The sequence below is a fragment of the Nocardia sp. NPDC058633 genome (genome assembly GCF_042717045.1).
Lineage (GTDB): Bacteria > Actinomycetota > Actinomycetes > Mycobacteriales > Mycobacteriaceae > Nocardia.
The window spans coordinates 249,918-270,145 of record NZ_JBHXRA010000005.1 but is presented as its reverse complement, the minus strand read 5'-3'; the positions used below and the strand labels follow the sequence as shown (position 1 = coordinate 270,145).

The window sequence follows — 20,228 nt, the reverse complement described above, 5'->3', positions numbered from 1 at the left end:
CGATCGCCTCAGACTCGGTCGCTGAAGATTGTCATCCGGCCCGCCGGATCGGCAACCACGTTACGGATCAGCAGGCCGAGGTCCAGTTCCGGAGGGAGCGAACGGTAGATCAGCTCGCCCATCGGCCTGCCGTGCACCGCGACCGTGAACCGTGTCATCCGCTGCCGCGAGCATTCCCAGCCCACGTGCGCGGCATCGGTGAGCTCGATCGGCTGATCGCCGACCTGCACTATCAGCCGGTCGGCGAGGCGATAGAAGATCACTGTCACCCCGCCGAGATCGGCGTACAAGCCGTCGGCACCGAGCTGCCCCGGCGCTGCGGGCCGCAACGAGCCCGACCGCGGATCGAACTCGGCCGGCACACCACTGCCGTACGGCCGCACGAGCAGCACGATTCGCTCGGTCGGCGATCGGTACTCCGGCCGATAAGGCCTGCGGTTGTCACCCCGCCCACCGGCAGGCGGCATCACCGGCGGCGGGTACATGGGAGCACCACCCTGCGGATTGCCGCTACCCGGCTGCTGGCGACCTGGCTGTCCATAATCCGGGCTTCCGTTACCCGGAGGGTAGGGCTGACCGCTGCCCGGAGGATACGGCTGACCGCTGCCGGGCGGATACGGCTGACCGTTCCCCGGAGGGTAGGGCTGACCATTGCCCGGCGGATACGGCTGACCGTTCCCGGGCGGATACGGCTGACCATTGCCCGGCGGATACGGCTGACCGTTCCCCGGCGGATACGGCTGACCATTGCCCGGCGGCTGGGTCACCCACGGCGGGAGTGGAGGCATGCCGGGTCCACCACCAGGCGGAGTCGGCGGAACCGGCCACGACGGCACCGTCGGCTCATTCGGTGGCGGATCCGTCGGCGACGGCTCGACAGGCGGCTCCGGCAGGCCCGGAGGCACGGGCGGGACCGGTATCTGCGGCGGCACAGGTGGTTCCGTCGGCACAGGCGGCAGTGGCGGATCCGCCGGTACGGGCGGCACCGGCTGTGGGGGCATCGGCGCGCACGGGGGTTCGGGGGCTTCGGGCGGACACGGCGGATCCTGCTGGTCCGGCGGGCACGGCTGCTCCGGTGGAAGCGGCGGCAGTGGCGGTCGCGCGGGCTCCGGTGGTTCCTGGGGGTCCGGCGTCGAACTCAGTGGCGGAACCGGCCATTCGACAGCGTCGAAGACCGGCACCTCGAGCTCTACCTCGTACTCGTGCGGCGGATGCGGAATATGCGACCGCAAGGCCGACCCCGGCAACTCCCGACGTGCGCCAGGCCGATCCCCGTCCGACGAGCGAGGCGGCAACCCCGGCTCGCCCGGATCGAATCCCTTGTCCGGATCCGCATCCGACCTGCTCGGATCGGCACCCGAATCCGGATCCGTGGAAGGACGCCTGCCCGACCCGTCACCAGGATTCGCCCCCGCGGGCTCGGACGAACCGGCGCCATCGGAATCGAGCTCGGCCCCAGGCCGGTCGACTACACGGCTCGGCCGCCGATCCGTCGCAATGCCGGGATCGCCCGGGTCCGTCACCGGGTCGAGCACCGGTGGTGCGGCCGGATCACGCGGGTGGGGCCGACTCTCGTCCGCTTCGTTCTCGGCCACAGGATCAATGGCGTGCCGCCGCGAGCCATCGCCGGGCTCTGCCGAACCCTCGGCCTCTGGCTCAGCCGTCGGGCGGTGTGCGCCCCGGCCCGGCTGCGGCTCCGTCGGCACGCCGGGATCACCCGGGTCGGTCACCGAGTCGAGAACCGGTGGGGTGAAAGGACTCTCGCCGGTCACGGCGGGTTCTTGGCCAGTGGCAGGTGGGCGGGGGCGACTCGCATCGCCGAGTTCAGCACTTTCCGCCGCGGGCAGGCCTGCGGAACGATCGACGGGCGGGGTTGCGGTGTCGCCGTTGGTCGCCGGACCGGCGGGCAAGCCGGGACGCAGCGGCGCGCCGGGCACAGCCGGGCCAGGCCTCGGCGAACCGTTCGGATCCGATGCAGGCACGCCCTCGGACGGCCCATCGCCCAGCGCGGGCGTTTCCGTACCCCCGATCCCGGGGTCGGTGCCGAACGGCTCGTCGAACAACGCGCGCAATCGGGCGATATCGGCTGACCGCCGACGGATCTCGTCGCGGATCTGCTCGTGCACCGCGGCGAGTTTGTCCAGGGTGAGCCGTTCGTGCTTGTCGATGCGGCCGTCGCGGAACCAGTCGTAGACCTTCGCGACCTTCGCGTCGTCGGCGTCGGTGAGGTCGGCGCCGAGCAGGCGGGCGTGATCGCGACTCGGGCCTGGGACGGCGTCCTCGGGCGCGGCAGGCAGCGGCGACCGGTCGCTGAGATCGTCGGCGCCCACTTCGCGCAGGAAGTCGAGGGCATCGCGATCGTGCACCGGCGGGTCGTCGCCGATCGCTCGCGGGTCGGTGTCCGGGTTGTAGACGAGGTTCTCGGCGTAGGGGTCGATCTCGGCCAGCGCCCGCACGTAATCGGCGAGCGGGGCGGTGAGATCGTCCAGATCGCCGCGCGCGGCCCGGTTCGACAACGCTTCGGCCAGCGCGGCGGCATCCAGCACCGGCCCACCACGCGGCAAGCCGAGGTGCGGCGCGAGTGCGTCGCGCGCGGCATCGACGGCGGCCGGGTCGAGCGCGTGCAGCAGCTTCGCGTACTCGGTGAGGTCGTTGGCACGCTGCCGGTGCAGTTCCACCCTGGTCGTGGGATCGGCGAGGCGACCGGCGACCGATTGCGGGCTGAGGTCGCCCGGGTCGACACCGAGCCGCAGCGCCAGCGCGCTGCGTGCGTTGTGTAGCGCGTTGAAGTTGTCGACCGCGTCGACGCTGAGCGCGTAGTCGACCAGGCCCTCGAGCTGCCTGGCCCGCACCTGGTTGGCCCGGTCCAGTTCGGTGAGCAGATCGTTCAACTGCTCGGGTGCGAGGTTCGACGGATCATCGATCCCGAGTCGGCGCGCCACGTCGGCGACCTCGGCGCGTACCTCCGCCAGCGAACGCGGCTCCTGGACAGCCTGATTCACCGCATCGGCGACAGCGGGCAGATTCGCCTCCGGCGCGGTGTGCCGGGCGGGCACCTCGACCATCCGCCACGGACCCGTGCCGTCGCGGACCATGGTCGCGTCGACGGTGCGACCGTCCAGCTCACCACGCAGGTGACGCACATCCGGCGCGTCGACTTCCATGACAAGCACGCGCCCCTGGTCATCGACCCCGACGATCCTGATCTGGATGTCGACCTCGCCACGGTTGAGCCGGTCGATGAAGTCCGCGTCGGCCTCGGCGAGCGCCCGCGCCAACGCGGCTTCGTGCCCGGCGCCCGTGTCGACGATCGCGATCTTGCCGTTCTCGGTGTCGACGACAAGCCGATCGCCGGTATCGCTGTCGTTGAAATCTGCTATCCGCCGGTCGAATTCATCGAACACCCCGACATCGCCGTCGAGCTGATCGCGCAGCTTCGCGATCTCGGCGTCGAGATTCTTGACCAGCGCCTCGAGATCAGCGCCCGCCAGATGCGCCCACGTGGACCGCTCGTCACGCAGCCCCGCCCGGCGTAGCGCGTCGTCGAAGATCTTGCGCGCGTCCTCGGCGTGGACGGTCGGTGAGCCACCGTCGTCGCTCAGATCGGGCCAGAGGTCGACCCATTCGCCGCCGTTGTTCACCCCGCGCCAGTTCAGCATGTCGAAGCTGAACTTCTCGCCCCTGGCGGCGACGACCTCCTTGAGGTAGGCGCCCAGCGGGTCCTTGCTGAAGAAGTTGGCGGGCCGGAACGGGATGTCGGCGTGTTCGGCGTTGAACAACCGCGCGGCGGCCGCCAGCGCCTGGATAACACCGTCGCGGCGCAGCAGCCGGTACTTCGCCTCGTCGAGTGCCCGGCGCAGCCCGTCTTCGCTGAAATCGGTGATCCGCATGCCGAGTTCACCGGCGAGCGCGTCGAGCACGGTGGCGTCGGCGATCCGCTGGTTGACCGCGTCGACCACGTCCCGCAACCACGGCGGCGGCGGTTCGGCCGGTTCGGGAGCCCGCTCAGGTTCGGTGCGAAGTTGGTGCTGGTCAACGGTTTCCGGCAGTTCAGCAGTCTGCCTGGCCGCCAGTTCCTCGGGCGTCAGACTTTCCGGTTCGAGCAAGTGCTCGAGCCCGGCATCGCGCAATTCCTGTTCGATCCGACGACGCAGCTCCGGATCGGCATCGGAGATCCACGGTTTGTACTCGGTGCCGTCGAGATTGCGCAGCGGCAGGAACTCGCCGGCCTGATCGGCGATCCGCGCGGACAGGTGCTTGAGGATCGGCACCAGCTCGCGCTTGCGCCACATCTCGATGCCCTCTTTGAGGATGCGCACCGGGTTGAACTTGACCTGCAGCTGGTCGTACTCGCCGCCGGGCGCGTTCGGCGTCGAATCCTTCACCGTGGTCAGCGGCAGCCCGGCGCTGTCGCCGAGCATCGACTGACCCGCGCTGTCGAGGGTGGAGCCCGACGGGTACTTCGGGTTCTCGCCGAGGAACGGCCGGTTGACGATCCGGCCCCAGAGCCTGCGCAGCCAGTTCTTCTTCGGTGTCTCGACCACCTTCTCGGTGGCCGGTGCTCGTGGCATCGGCTCGGGCGGTGCCACGGGTTCCAGATGCCAGGCGTCGGGCCCGTCCTCGACCCGCCGCAGCAGTGTCCGGTCCCCCTCGACGTCGACGGAGAGCATCCGGTCGTCGAGCTGAGTGCGTGCCAGCCGGTCCAGGTGCGCGAGGTCGGCGGCGTCGCGGGCCGCCGAGGCACGCAAGCGGGTGATGTCGTCGGCCGCGCGGACGAGACCCGGATCGCCGGGCAGACCCAGCCGGGCGGCCCATCGCCGCGCGACGGCCTCGCGCACCGCCCGCTGCTGCGGATCTGTGGCGACCTCCGCGTGCCGCACCGCCGAGGCGAACGCCTCGACCGCGCCCGCCCGCAACAACTGTCGGTAACGCGCCGCGTCGAGTGCACCCGGATCGGTCACGTCGACGCCGAACCTGGCGGCGAGCCGGTCGAGCGCCCGCTGCGCGGGTTCCATCCGCGGCCCACCCGGCTGCGCACCATCGTCGGGCGGCAGCACCGCGGACGGACGCAGCGGCTGCGGCTGCGGGGCCGGTTCCGGCTCGGCGCCGAGACCGGGACGCGAACCGTCGTCGAGCCCGGCCCGGCGCAGGTCGTCGGCGGTCTCCGCGAGCGCCTCGGGGTCGCCTTCGACCCGCCAGTGCTCGAGCCCGTCCTGCAGCTGGTCGAGATCGAGCGGGCCGTAGTCGTCGGGGTAGCGCATCGGCGCACCGAGTTCGGCATCGGGATCCAGTGCGTTGTCGAGGAATCCGCGAGCCCGCGCCATGTCGGCGATCTCGGCCACCGCGCCGAGCGGATCGCGCTGACCGGTGAGGGCTTCATCCAGACCGAACGCGTCGGCGAGCCTGCGCACCTGCTCGGCCTGCTCCGGGGTCAGTGGCGGCGCGTCGGCGTGGACCGAGGGCGGCAGATCGCTGAGATCCCGAAGGAATCGGCGCACGTCGTCGATCAGATCGCTGCGCTGCTCGGCGCGGGTCGGCGGGTCGGCGGGCGGGTCGCTGTCCGGCTGAACCAGGTCGGCGTCGCCGGGCACGGCGAGCTCGGCGGGCGGCTTCGGCAGACCGCTGTCGCGCGGCGACGAATTCTTCGACGGCTGTTCGGGTTCCGGACTCAGCGCGGTCGGCGGATGCGCCGGCGGCTTCGAGGGCGGGCCACCGGGCGCGGAAGTGGGAGTGGGCGGATCGCCGGATTCGTCGTCTCCCCGCGATCCGTCGCGCCTGTCGTCACCATCGCGCGATCCCTCGGCGCCACGTGATCCATCGCCGGTCGGCGGTGAGCTCGCCTGGTCGGCACCGTTCGCCGTGGAATCGAGGGCAGCGGGCGCCCCCGCATCCTCGCTGCGCGTACCAGGATCGGCGTTCTCCGACCGCGTGCGGTTCGTGTCGGCGGGCGGAGTTCCGTTGTCGCCGAAGGCTTCCGGACCAGCGGGCAAACCCGGCCGCACAGGCGCGCCCGGTACTGCCGGACCGGCTGTCGGCAGACCGGGAGTGCCAGGTGGCGACGACCCCGCGGACGGTCCATCGAGAGCGGCCGGGTCCGCACCACCGATCTCCGGATCGGTGACGAACGGCTCGTTGAGCAACTCGCGCAGCCTGGCGATATCGGCGGCCAGCTGCCGGATCTCGTTGCGGATCTCCTCGTGCACCTGCGCGAGCTGTTCGAGGGTGAGGCGTTCGTGCTTGTCGATGCGACCGTCGCGGAACCACTGGTAGACCTGGGCGACCCGCGGGTCGTCGGCGTCGGTCAGGTCGACGCCGAGCAGGCGGGCGTGATCGCGGCTCGGACCCGGGACCGCGTCCTCGGGCGCGGCAGGCAGCGGCGACCGGTCGCTGAGATCGTCGGCGCCCACTTCGCGCAGGAAGTCGAGGGCATCGCGGTCGTGCACCGGCGGGTCGTCGCCGATGGCGCGGGGGTCGGCTTCCGGGTTGTAGACCAGGTTCTCGGCATACGGATCGACCTCTGCCAGCGCGCGCACATAGTCGGCGAGCGGCCCGGTGAGATCGTCGAGCCGGCCGCGGGCGGCCCGGTTCGACAGGGCCTCGGCCAACGCGGCCGCGTCCAGCGGCAGCCCACCGCGTGGCAACCCCAGATGTGGGGCGAGCGCGTCGCGCGCGGCATCGACGGCGGTCGGGTCGAGCGCGCGCAGCAGCTTCGCGTACTCGGTGAGGTTCGTCGATCGCTGACGATGCAATTCCACCCGGGTCGCGGGATCGGCGAGCCCGCGGGCGATCACCTCCGGCGTGAGCGCGTCCGGGGTGACGCCGAATCGCAACGCCAGCGCACTGCGCACATTGTGCAGCGTGTTGAAGTTGTCGATCGCGTCGGCGCTGCGCGCGTAGTCGACCAGGCCCTCGACCTGCCTGGCCCGCACCTGATTGGCGCGCTCCTGCTCGGCGAGCAGCGCGTCGAGCCGCTGCGCGGACAGGTTCGACGGATCGTCGATGCCGAGCCGCTGCGCCACCTCGGCCAGATCGGCACGCACCTGTGCCAGCGAACGTGGTTCCGGGACAGGTTGATTCGTGTCGTCCGGCACGGCGGGCACGGAGGCGTCGGGCTCGGCTCCCTCTGTCGGCGGTTCGACCATCCGCCATGGACCGGAGCCGTCGCGCACCGTCGTCGCGTCCACCGTGTGCCCTCCGACCTCGGTGCGCAGGTGCCGCACCTCGGGCGCGTCGACCTCGAGCAGGTGCACGCGGCCGTTCGCGTCGATCCCGACCACCCGGATCTCGATGTCGACCTCGCCACGGTTGAGCCGGTCGATGAAGTCCGCGTCGGCCTCGGCGAGCGCACGGGCCAGGGCGGCTTCGTGCCCGGCGCCCGTGTCGACGATCGCGATCTTGCCGTTCTCGGTGTCGACGACGAGCCGATCGCCGGTATCACTGTCGGTGAAATCGGCTATCCGCCGGGCGAATTCATCGAACACCCCGACATTGCCGTCGAGCTGATTCCGCAGCTTCGCGATCTCGACGTCGAGATTCTTGACCAGCGCCTCGAGATCGGCGCCCGCCAGATGCGCCCACGTGGACCGCTCGTCACGCAGCCCCGCCCGACGCAGCGCGTCGTCGAAGATCTTGCGCGCGTCCTCGGCGAGAACGGTCGTGTCGTTGCCGTCGTCGGCGAGGTCGGTCCACAGGCTGGGCAGCTCGCCGCCGTTGTTCACCCCACGCCAGTTCAGCATCTGGAGGTCGAACTTCTCGCCCCTGGCCGCGACGACTTCCTTGAGGTAGGCGCCGAGCGGATCGTTGCTGTGGAAGTTGGCGGGCCGGAACGGGATCTGCGCGTGTTCGGCGTTGAAGAACCGCGCGGCCGCCTGCAGTGCCTGGATCACTCCGTCGCGACGCAACAGCCGGTATTCGGCCTCCGCGACCGCCTTGCGCAGCCCTTCCTCGCTGTAATCGGTGAGCCGCACCCCGAGTTCGTGGGCCAGCGCCTCGAGCACGGTGGCGTCGGCGATGCGTCCATTGACCGCGTCGACCACCTCCCGCAACCAGGACGGCAACGGCTCGGCAGTAGGGGCGACTTCCTCGCCCCTACTCGAAATCTGCACCGGCTCATCGGATTCGGGAAGTTGTCTCGACTCCGCCGCGGCCAGTTCCGCGGGCGTGAGGCTTTCCGGTTCGAGCAGATGCTCGAGCCCCGCATCCCGCAGATCCTGTTCGATCCGACGACGCAGCTCCGGGTCGGCATCGGAGATCCACGGCTTGTACTCGCTGCCGTCGAGATTGCGCAGCGGCAGGAACTCGCCGGCCTGATCGGCGATCCGCGACGACAGATGCTTGAGAATCGGCACCAGCTCGCGCTTCTGCCACATGAGCACACCCTCTTTGAGAATGCGTGCCGGGTTGAACTTGACCTGCAGCTGGTCGTACTCGCCGCCGGGTGCGTTGGGTGTCGAATCCTTCGCCGTGGTCAGCGGCAGCCCGGCGCCGTGGCCGAGCATCGACTGGCCGGCGCCATCGATACTCGATCCCGACGGATACTTCGGGTTCTCGCCGTAGTGGCCACGATTGACGAGCCGGTCCCAGAGCTTGCGCAGCCAGTTCTTCTTCGGCGGCACCTCGACCGCCTTGTTCGCGGTGGTCCCGAACGGCTTCGGTTCGATTCCCGCGAGTGGTTCGAGATGCCAGGCGTCGGGCCCGTCGGCCACCAGCCGCACCAGCATCTTCTCGCCCTCGACGTCCATCGACAGCACGCGGTCGTCGAGCTCGTTGCGCACCAGCTGATACAGATGCGCCATATCACCGGCCTCGCGCGTCACCCCCGACCGCAATCGGTTGATGTCGTCGGCGGCGCGGAGGAGACCGGGGTCGGCGGGCAGTCCGAGCCGGGCGGCCCAGCGCCGGGCGACGGCCTCGCGCAGCGCCCGCTGCTGTGGATCGGTGGCGGCCTCGGCATGCCGGACCGCGGCGGCGAACGCCTCGACCGCACCCGCCCGCAACAACTGGCGGTAGCGCGCGGCGTCGAGGGAACCCGAATCGGTGAGATCCACGCCGAACCTGGCGGCCAGGCGATCCAGCGCTTGCTGCGCGGGTTCGATCCGTGGGCTGCCAGGCCGGCGCGCACCGTCTTCCGGCTGCTGTATCGAGGACGGCATCAACGGCGTGGCCTGTGGGTTCGGCTCCGGTTCGGTGCCGAGCGAAGGGCGTGCGTTGTCGTCGAGTCCGGCCAGTCGCAGTTGCTCGGCCATCTCGGCCCGCACCTGTGGATCGCCCTCGACCCGCCAGTGGTCGAGGCCGTCCTGCAACTCGTCGACGTCGAGCGGTTCGTAATCGTCCGGATACCGCATGGGCTTGCCGAGTTCGGCGCCGGGATCCAGTGCGTTGTCGAGGAATCCGCGCGCCCGCGCCAGATCGGCGATCTCGGCGAGCGCCCCGAGCGGATCGCGCTGACCGGTGAGCGCATCACCGAGACCGAGGGCTTCGGCGAGCCTGCGCACCTGCTCGGCCTGCGCCGACGTGAGCGGCGGTGTGTCGGCGGTTGTCGAGGGCGGCAGATCGCTCAGTTCCTGCAGGAACTGGTGGACGTCGTTGAGGAGATCTCTGCGTTGGTACGCGCGTTCGGGTGCACCGCCGGTGTCGCCCTCGGTGACCGGGGGCGCCGACACGGCGTCGCCGGGCACGGCCAGTTCGGCGGGTGCCTTCGGCAGGCCGAAGTCGAGCGGCGACGAATTCTTCGACGGCTCTTCGGGTTGCGGGCTCGGCGCCGTCGGCGGATGTGACGGCGGCTTGGACGGAGGGCCGGCGGGAGCGGTGCCCGCCGTCGGCGGTTCGCCCGGGTCGTCGCCGTTGTCCCGCGCTCCGTCGTTGCCGGGCGAATCCTGCTCGCGAGAACCGTCCTCGCCGGGGGAATCTTTCTCGCGTGCCCCGGCCGCGCCGTCCCCGGTCGACCCCTCGCCGCCGCCCTGCCGTTCGACCGCCGCGGCGAACCTGGCTGCCATTTCCGCACGGGCGGCATCGAATTCCTGCTGCGCGCGCAGATACGACTCCAGTGCCTGCGCGTCGGCCAGTGCTTCGGCGTCGAGATCCTCGGCCCGCACCTGCGCGGCCTCGGCGATCTCGGCGCGCAGCGCGTCGAACTTCTGCTGCGCGGCGAGGAACGACTCGAGCGCGGCCAGGTCGGCGGCGCGCACGGCGAAATCCGCGTCGGAGTCGTTGCCCCGCTGCGCGGCGACCGCCGCGTCTCCAGCCGCCAGCTCCTCGAATCTGGAGGCGATCTCGGCCTGCGCTGCCTCGAAATCCCGCTGGGCGCGCAGGTACGACTCCAACGCGGCCACGTCCGCGTCGATGCCGTCGAGTTCACGCAGCGTGTCCTCCAGCGCGACATCTGCCTGGTCGGCGCGGCGCTCGTCGGCCTGGTCGTGCAGCCTGTTCTGCCGTTCGACGGCATCGCCGATCATCGCCAGCGGATCGACCGGCTCGCCAGGCCCGACCAGATCGTCCAGCGAGGGCATCGGTTCGGCCAACTCGTCGGCGACCTCGTCCAGCTTGCGCATGGTCTGGTCGAGCTTCGCATCGGCTCGATCGTCGAGGTCGGTACCGCGCTCGGGCGGCACCTGCCCATCGGGTCGGCCCGGATCCGGTTGCGAACCACGACGCGGCTCGCCGCCGGCCGGCCCGGCGGGCAACCCACGCCGCCCCTCGGGCAACTCGTCGGGCCGCGGGCCCGGGTGCTCCCTGGCCGGCGCGCCCTGCGCGGGCGGCACGTCCGCCACCGGCCGGTACAACTCGTCGGCGAGCGCCCTCAACTGCTCGAGCTGCTCGGTCCTGAGGCGGATCTCCGCGCGGATGGCGGCGATCTCGGCGGCCAGCTTCTCCGGGCTCAGGCCCTCGTGCTTCTCGATCTTGCCGTCGCGATAGGCCTCGTAGATCTCGACGAACTTCGCGTCGTCGGCGGTGGAGACATCCACCCCGACCAGTCGCGCCCAGTCGCGATTCGGCTGTGGCCGTGAATCATTCGGGTCGGCCGGCTCGTCCGAGCCATAGGAGCGCGCAACGTTGTCGGCGACCCGGGCGGCGAAATCGACCGGATTCGCACCGGGCTCGGCGGCGTCGACCACATCGCGCAGGCCGTGGATCGCGTCGTGGTCGTAGATGTGCGGGTCGCCGGTGGTGCGCGGATCGGGCGCTCTGGTGCCTGCGGGATGATCGGTGTAGGGGTCGATCCGCAGCAGCGCGTCGGCGTAGACGGCCAACGCCGCCCGCGCATGATCGCCCGCGCCGAGCCGATGCATCCGCGTGACGAGCTTGCGCAGCTTGGCGGGGTCGATGCCGGTGTCGGCCGGGCCCACCTTCGACCGGCCGGTGAGCGGGTCGGTCGTGCTGATCTTCGGGCGCAGCGCCTCCGGATTCCCTGGGCTCAGTGCCGTGATCAGCGCTTCCTGCGCCGCCTTGACCGCGGCCTCGTTGACGCTACGCAACTGCTGGGAGTACCCGGCGGTCTTGCTCGGGTCGCGCTGCTGCCCGTCGAGCAGATCCTCGAACTGCTGCTGGCGTGTGCCGCGCCGCTGCTTCGGGTCGGTCAGGGCCTCAGCGATCCGCCGCGGCGTGAGCTCGCCCTCCGCGATACCGAGCCGTGTCGCCAACTGACCGCGCGCGTCACCGACCAGGTTGAAGGTCTCGATGTCGGCCATGGTGCGGGCGTAGTCGGACAGTGCCTCGGCCTGCCCGGCGCGCACCGCGTTGTCCAGGTGCAGCGCGCGGATGGTGGCGTCGATATTGTCCGGGTGCAGCGCAGCAGGCCCGAGGTTCAGTTGCCGTGCCAGATCGACGATCTCGCGCACTGTGTCGGCGCGGTCGCGCGGGGCGGGTGGCGGTTCCGGCGTCGGCTGGACCGGCCGCCACTGGCCGTCCTCGCCGCGCATCATCGTCACCTGCAGTTCGGCGCCGTCCACGGTGCGTCGAATGTGCTGCACTTGCGGCGTCGCCACCGGGTCGAGGAACTGCCTGCCCGCGCCGTCGGCGTGCACGGCCCGGAAGTCCGGCCGCAGCACCCCGTTGTCGATGTCGATTGCCAGGTCAGGGTTGTCCCGCAGGGCGCGGGCCAGCGCCTCTTCTCGGTCGAGCGGACCGTCGACCACCAGCAGCCGGTCCGGCCCACCGTCCGCATCGGGCACCCGCGCGACCTGATCGCCGTAGGACTTGCCGACCGGTTCGGCGCCGTCACCCTGCAGGATCGGCTGCGCGGCGGCGATGAAATCGGCCAGGTTCTGCGCCCGCTGCCGTGCCGCGTCGCGCAGCTCGTTCAGCGTCGGATCCATCCGGTCGCCCGACAGATCGCTCAGGTCGCGGCCGAACATCGCTGCCCAGCCGGACAATTCGTCACGCAACTGATCGCGACGCAGCGCGTGTTCGAAGAACTCGCGGGCCCGCGCCTCGTCCCGTCCCGGTTCGCGGTCATCGGAGAAACTCGCCCATTCGGGCAGCCGGTCCGCGCCGTTGCCGACCCGGTCGTAGTCACGCAGCGAGGTGACACCTTCGAAGGCGACGATCAAGTCGCGCAGGAACCTACCCAGCGGGTCGTTGTCGAGGAAGCTGACTTCCTGTGAGAACGGCACCGGACGTGGGGCGCTGGTGTCACCCCAGTGGTTCCGTCGCGGCTCGGAGGCACCCGGTTCGTCGTCGAAGTCGTCGCGCGGTTCGTCGGAGTCGATCGCGCGCCGCTGGTCCGGTTCCGACAGTGTGCGCCCGTCGGGCGCCTGCGCCGGGTCGGCGGGATGATCCGCGCGCCGGTACGGGCGGGTCTGTTCCTCGTCGGCTCGCCGCGCCGCGTCGGCGAGGCCCTCGATCGCGCCGATCTCGCGCAACAGTCGGTGGCTCTGCCGGTCGATCGCCCGACGTATCTCCGCCGCCCCGTCACCACGGAGGTGGATGCCGAGACGGTCCGCCATCTGGGTCAGCGTCTCGCCCTCCGGCGGCGGCCCCGGCTGCTCCGCCCGCGGATCCGCGGGCGGGATCGGCGCGTCCTCCATCGCCCGTGCCTCGTCGGTGTCGATGAGGCCGTTCAATTCCAGATCGTCGATCAGATCCTGGCGCAGCTGCGGATCGCGGGCGTCGTCGAACAATTCCTTCAAGATGTCACGGACCTCGTCGGCGTCCATCCGGTTGGCCCGCAGCTCGCTGATCACGGTGTCGCGCACCGTGTTCGGGTCGGCATCGGAGATCCACGGCCGGTACTCGGTGCCGTCGGGGAAGTACACCGGTTGGTAATTGCCTGCCGAATCCGCCTCGCGCCCCAGCAATCCGCCGATGATCGGAATGTGCTCACGGTTGTGGTACCAGGTGAGGCCTTCGCGGCCGATCCGCGCCACATTCAGCGCGGGATCGGCGGGCCCCGGCGGCGGCGCACCCATCACCGGGCCGTCCACCGGCGGCGGTGCGGGCTGTGCCGGTGTCGGATCGGAGATCAGCTGCGCACCACCGGTCACACCGTCGCGCATCGCGGTCTGCCCGCGATGATCGATCCCAGACCCGGACGGGTACTTGAGATTCAGGCCTTGATAGCCGGCATTGAGATCATCGACCAGTTTCCGCAGGGCATTTCGGTTGTCGGTTTCGGCGATGCCCGCGTCGTTGCGCGCGGGCACATGCTGCGTGGCCGCATCGCCGTCGTTGCGCGCGAGGACCCACTGTCCATCGGCCAGCTGGACGTGCAGCGCGACGACTTCCCCGTTGTCCCCGAGCTCGATCCGCACTTCGCGCTGCGGAGTTTCGGGCTCCGGATCGGCGAAGTCCGGTGTGCGATGACGGTTTTCGCCGTCTTCGTCACCCATGAAGTCGGTATCGGTCGAGTCGTCGACACGTGGTGCGCCATCCCAGGTGACCAACCGTGGTTTGCGGGGCGTGCCATCGGGGTTCGTCCGGCCTTCGAGGTCGGCACGCCGCTCGTGCTTGCCGTCCTGCACCCCGGCGCCGGCCACGTGGTCGGTGTTATAGCCTTCCGCGCTCTCCGTACCGGCCACCATCCGCGTGCAGTTCGCACAGCAGGGCGCGCCCTTGCCGGTTTCGATGTTCTTCGGAGCGTGCACCAGCGAGTCCATCGCCGCGCGATCCGTGGGCTCACCCCGGCTCTCGCGATAATGGAGCGCAGCGTTTGTCGTCCGAACTTCGGCATGGCGCAGCGGTTCATCGCCGTGCGGGAAAGCACCCTCTTTTCGCTTACCTGCCCGGAGGTCATCGAGGCTCTGACCGGTGGCTGTGAGATTCTCCTTCAGCCTTTCGTGCAGGGCGTCCACCGATAGCGCGGAGTCCTTGGTCCCGTTCGCCGCTTCGTACACCATCCCGTTGACGCGATCGATGGTGACGGCGATAACCGGGCCGACCGGGTCCTTGCGCTGTTCGGCTCTGGTGAAGTCCGCCTTCGCCGTTTCTTGGCGCGCGTTCAATTCCTCGAGCTGCGACTGGATCGATTCGAGCCGGTTGCGCAGCGTCGTCTCTTCCTCCGGCGTCGCCGCTCTGATCTGACGCTTGATCTCCTTGCGTTCGTCCTGCAGCTCTGTCCTGAGTTCCTTGAGCACCTTCAGCGCAGCGCGGGCCTTGTCGACCTCGGCGGGTTTCGTGTCCTTGAAGTTGTCGACGACTTCCTGGTAGGCAGGCATCCGCTCGTGAGCGATTCTGGCCGCCAGGTCGTCGATGTATTCGCCGTCGACCTTGACGATGTTCCCATCGGCGTCCTTGACGATGTCGCCGGTGAGCCGGCCGAGCAGATGAGCGTTGGCCACGGGTCGATCATCGGATCCTGGAATGGCCTCGATCTTCGACATCGCCGGTCGCGTATCACCCACACCGTCGTGTGGTGGTTGCGTCGCCACCGCCGGCGGATCGGACTCGTCGGGTGATTCGGCGGGCGGCGGATCACCGGCGTCGTCATCGTCGCCCATGAAGTCCATCGTGTCGTCGTCCGCGCTCCGATCCAGCGAGTTCGGGTCGGTGCCGAATGGCAACGGTACGTCGGCGAGCACATCGACACCGTCGCGCCGCAGCAGTAGCTCGGTGACGGTTACGGTGCCGTCGGCCGCGGTGTGCACCAGGCGGTACTCCACCTGCAGGGTGCCGTCTTCCATCGCCGAACGCAGGTCGGCGACGGCGTCGGTGAGCGCGCGCCCCTCCGGGCTGTCGGGGTCGATGCCCCGCGCCGTCAACTGCTCGGGCGTCTCGTTGAGGATCCGCGCGAGATTTCGGTCCATGTCCAGGGTGCGCCGCAGGTATTCCGGCGAACCCTGTTCCGCCTGTGCGATTTTGGAGCCGCCGAGGACCGAGCCGACGCCCTTGGCTTCCACGACGACGAGCGTGGGCGCCGAGTCCGCGTCGGCGCGCGGGACGTATGCGGCGATATCGACGACGCCGGCGCCGTCGAAGGCCCCTTCGAACGGTGTCAGCAGCACAGCGCGTGGCCTGGCATCCGGGTCGAGCGCGAAATCGATCCCGGCCACTTCGCCGAGTTTCTTGGACACCTCGATCATCTCGCGACCGAGGTCGTTGTAGTCGGTCGCGGTGTCTTCCAGGTCACCGAGCAACTCGAGCCTGCTGGTCCGTTCGTCCGGGCTCAGCGAGGTGTCGGAGCGAATTTCCTGCCGCAGGTTCTGGATCGCCTCGGACAGGCGCTTGGGCGCGAGTTCTTTCGCTTCCTTGATATCGAACTCGGCCATGAGCTTCTTGAGCTCGTCGCGGACACCATCGCGTTCGGTCTGCAGTTCGAGGCGCCGTTCGGACGCGGCTTCCAGCTCAGCGCCCCTGTCGGAATCCTTGATCTCGTGCGGTTCCGAATCGCCCTTCATCGCGTCGTACAGGTAGTCGGCGCTGCTCAGGTGATCCTTGACGAACGCCCCGCCGGGCCCGTGCAGGCCGAAGTTGACATTGCGCTTGGTGCCCGCCGGATCGTCGACGTGATGCCAGGTCCCATCCGGGTCTCGATAGCTGTCGAGGCGATCACCGGGCCGGTGCAACAACCCGTCGTCCCCACGAACCATCCCCGGCGGGACCGAATCATCGGATCCACGATCCGGACCGGCGACATCGTCGTCGTCGCCCATGAAGTCGGTCTCCGGGTATTCGGGTGAGACCAACCGTGGTTCGGTGGGATTTCCGTCGCGCGCCGCCTGTTCGAGATCGGCATGGCGCAGCGGATCGACCCGGGGTTCGCCCTCGTCGATGATGTGGCCCGCGGTGCTCTCGGTGCCCTGCACCACCCGGGTGCAGTTGGCACAGCAGGGCGCTTCGGCGCCGCGGCTGGGAACGAAGGGCGAGTTGAGAATGCTGGCCAGGCCGTCGAAATCTGTCGGCAACTGGTCGTCGGGCCCGCGCCGCTGGTTGAGCAGTTCCCGGTCGTGCAGAGCGGCGTTGGTGCCGCGCACTTCCGCGTGACCCAGCGGGTTGTCCGTGTGCGGGAAATGGGCCGGGTCGCGCCCGTTGTGGTAGACGTCCTCGGGGTCCTGGTAGCGGGCGACGTTGTCGTGCAGCGTCGGGTGCAGCTCGCTGGGGTGGATGCGCTGCTCGGAGGTGCCGTTGGCGGCTTCGTAGACGCGACCGGTCAGGCGGTCGATGGTGATGGACGTGACGTAGCCCCGCCGCTTCGCCGGCAGCCGCTCGGCTTCGGCCTTCTCCAGGCGCTTGGCGGGCGAATCGCCTGCCTCGGTTTCGGCCGCGTCGGCGGCCAGGAAGTTGTCGAGGGCGGTCTTGGCCGCCGCGGCCTGCTCCTTGGCGTCCGCGACGCCGGCCTCCGCGCGCCGCACCCCGTCCGCGGCCTGCTCGGCGGCGCGGTCGAGCGCGTCGGCGTCCTCGGCGCCGCGGCTGCGTGCTTCCGCCGCGGCCTCGACAGCGCCGGTGTGTGCTGTCCGTGCTTCTTTGAGGGCCTTCGCGGCATCGCGCACCGCCCGGCCCTTGTCGGACTTCGCGGTTTCCAGTGCCTTCTGCTGGGCCTTGTGCTGCTCGTAGTCGGCGACCAGGGCCGCGTCCGGCGTGGACGCGTCGACGAACGCCTGGCCACGCTCGGCACTGAGCCGGTGGGAGAACTCGTCGATCGGTTCCCCGCCGACATGGGTGATCCGGGGCGGCTCGCCCGCGGTCCGCACCAGCGGGTCGTTCGGATCGAGCACGCCGAGCAGATGGGCGTCCACACCGGGTGTCCGGCTGAACGGTGCGTTGTCGGTCCCGGTTCCGGGTTCGAGGAACGACATCGCGGCCGGGCGGATCGGTGGGTCGTCCTGGTCGCTCATGAAGTCGACCAGTTCGCGGTCCCGTGGCGGACCGTCGCCGTCGAGAGTGTCGCGATCGCGAGTCTCGCTGGGATCGGAATCCGTTCTGGGCGAGGCTGTTTCGCTGGGTGGTGGGGTTTCGCTCGGCGTGGTCGCCGACTCCGGGCCGAACGTCCGCCACTGGCCACCGCGGTCGATCACGGGATCCGAGCCAGGCTCCCGCCGCACACCGACCCGGTCGGTCGGCGCGGTGACTTCGACACCGAGCTGGTCGGCGATGTACTGCGCCCAGCCCTTGCTGTTGCCCGCGTGACAGGCGAGCAACCGGATAGGCGTTCCTGGAACGTAATTCGGGTTGCTGCGGATCGCATCGACGATGTCGCGCGGGTGGACCGGGTCCCCGTTGCTCGGGGTCACCGAACCGTCGCGCCGCCCGTGCACGACCACGTCGTGGGAACCGTCGTTACGGACGTTCTCGCTCACCCGGTGGGTGCGGGCGTCCTCGCCGATGGCCGTGCCGGTCGGATGGTGCACGACGCCTTGGCCATTGGGCAGGCGGGTGTCGTAGACCGGGCCGCTGTCGTTGTCGTCGGGCTTGGGCTGCCTGCGATCGTTGCCGCCGTCTGCGCGATCACGTGGCCCGGCGGTGTCGTCGGTACCCGCTCGGCCCGGGCGGCTCGCTTCCGGTCCCGACCGCGCCGGGCCCGCTCCCGGATCGGCGCCGACGATCGGCACCACCGGCGGCATCTCGGCCAGCGGATCTGCTTCGGACCTGACTTCGGAATCGCGCGACCGCACCGGTTCGGCGGTGACCTCGGACTCGCCGGAGCGTACCGGCGGCGCTTCGCCGGGCGCGGCCCGCAATCCCTGCAAGGGGGTCTCCGCGAGGCCCGCTCCCCGCTGTTCGCCCACACCGGCGCGGCTTTCCCCGTCGGCACGACTCGTCGGCGCACCGGAATCCTCGGCGGTGCCCGTCGGATCGGCCACCCCGAACTCGTCTACTGCCGCGCTGTCGGCCCTGACTTCCGGTGCGCCGGAACGGATGTCGGATCCTGCCCGCACCCCGTCCGGTGCGCCGGACCGAACTTCCGGCGCACCGGGACGCGCCGCCGACTGCGACCCCTGGTTCGGCGTCGACTGCTGGCCCGGTGCCGACTGCTGCCCGGTACTCGATTGCGTTGGCGCAGTAGGTGATTGAGTCGGCGTCGCAGTGGGTTGACTGGTGGTCGGCGTCGCTGCCTGCCCGGTGACCGGTGCCTGCCCGGTCGCGCCGGGCGACGGTCCCGCCGTCGCCGCGGGCCCGACACCCGCCACGCCCGCGCCCACAGGCGTACCGGTCGCCTGCGTCGTCGTGTCCCGGTTGGTCGCCTGGGTGTCGCTGACCTGGGTGGCCGGCTGGCCACCCGACTGCGCGTCGGTGCGAGTCGCCTCGCCGACGCTCACATCATCGTTGTGTTCGGCCTCGCCCGCCCGCGACGTGTCCTGGCCGGAATCCGCCTGCACCGCAGGACTTTCCCCTTCGGCGCGGGCGCCGCCCTCCTGGCGACCGCCCTCACCGCCGTGCGATTCGCCGATCTGCACCTCGGGTTTGGCATCCTGGCGCCCCGCACCGGCGCCGCCACCGTCGGAGGTGGTCTGCCGATCGTCGCCGGACTGCTGATTCGCCTGTGCCCCATCGGAATTCGTCGGTCCCTGCGCTTCACCCTCCGGCGACTGAGCGCTGCCCGCGGGTCGCATCGACTGGCTGTCGTCGCCGACACCGGCCCGCGACTCGCCCGAACCCTCGTCGCCCATGGTGTCGTCGCCCGCACCCGCGCGCACGCCGTCGTCGCCTCCGGCACCGGTGGCCTCGTCGTCGGCGCCTGCCCGGTTCTCGCCCTCACCACCTGGCCGGTTGGACGACCCGTCACCACCTGCGCTCTCGCTCAGCCCGAATGTTCCGAGGTCGTAGCCGGGCCCCATGGCTTCGCGAATCTGCGAGCTGAAGCTGGGCCGGTCGAAGAGACCGGGCTTCATCGCCGACCACGCGGAATTCGCCCCGGCCTTGTTCAGGCCCGAGAGACCGCCGTTGCTGGCACCCGCACTCCACATGAGTGGGTCCGACGCCGCGGTTTTCAGGTTGTTCCAGGCCTGATCCCACCCCTGAGTGGCCCCCTCATAGCCGAACTGACCGAGCATGCCGCCGCCCGCGCCGACCAGGCCGGCACCGGTGCCGGTGATCGCGCCTTTGAGCCACGGCGCCATCCCGTCGCCGAGCTTCTTGCCGAGGAAGTTGCCGAACGGACCGGCCGCCAGACCACCGGCGGCGGAGGAGACGGCGGCCGCCTTGACCTGGTTCCAGTCGACCTCCTTGCGGTGGCCCTGATCCACCTGCCACTGCTGGACACCGAGTTCCTGCAGGGTGCCCAGCGCCGTGTCGATCGCCACGTGCTGGCCGACGAACTTCAGGACCCTGGTGATCGTCGCTTTCGCCCCGTGTCGCAGGATCGCCGCGAGCACGCGTCCGAAGATTCCCCGTGCGATGACGCGGGTCAAGCCCACCGCGGCCGCCTGCACGGCGGGCGCTGTCGGCGGAAATACCCACGCCGCAGCGATTTCCAGCGCCAGCAAGCCCAACGAGGACAGGAACATGATCTTGGTGTATTCGATCTCGGTGCCGGTCTGATAGACCGAGTCACCGAGGATGTCGAACAGTTCGGCCAGCTTGGTCACCGACTGATCGCCGCGGGCCATCCCCTCGAAGGCTTTGAGCATGTCCTCGACACCCTCGCCCTGCGGATATGCCTTGAACGCAGCATCTTTGGCGGCATCGACGTCGTCGACCAGACCGCGAAGACCGTCAGCGGCCGTGCGCCAGTCCTCGGCCATGGCCCACATCTCGTCTTCATTGCCCTCTGGCCACTCCATGCCGGCAAGAATCGAGAGCCAATGCAGCCCAGAAGGGAGATCGATCATGGAGCGCTACGTCACCAACTCGAGTCC

At 70.1% G+C, this 20,228-nt stretch carries 1 protein-coding gene; it reads right to left on the bottom strand.

Going from position 1 to position 20,228, the window contains the following annotated elements; all coding sequences use genetic code 11:
* Nucleotides 1-8: 8 nt before the first annotated feature.
* Nucleotides 9-20,153 carry a hypothetical protein gene (locus tag ACFWUR_RS08585; RefSeq protein WP_378903992.1) on the bottom strand — a complete coding sequence of 6,715 codons (20,145 nt, stop codon included), beginning with the start codon at nt 20,151-20,153 and terminating at the stop codon, nt 9-11.
* Between the last annotated feature and the right edge of the window lie 75 nt (nt 20,154-20,228).

What these genes read in the sequence shown, in the direction of transcription:
- ACFWUR_RS08585 (WP_378903992.1), bottom strand. Translation starts at nt 20,153, where the DNA reads ATGGAGTGGCCAGAGGGCAATGAAGACGAGATGTGGGCCATGGCCGAG.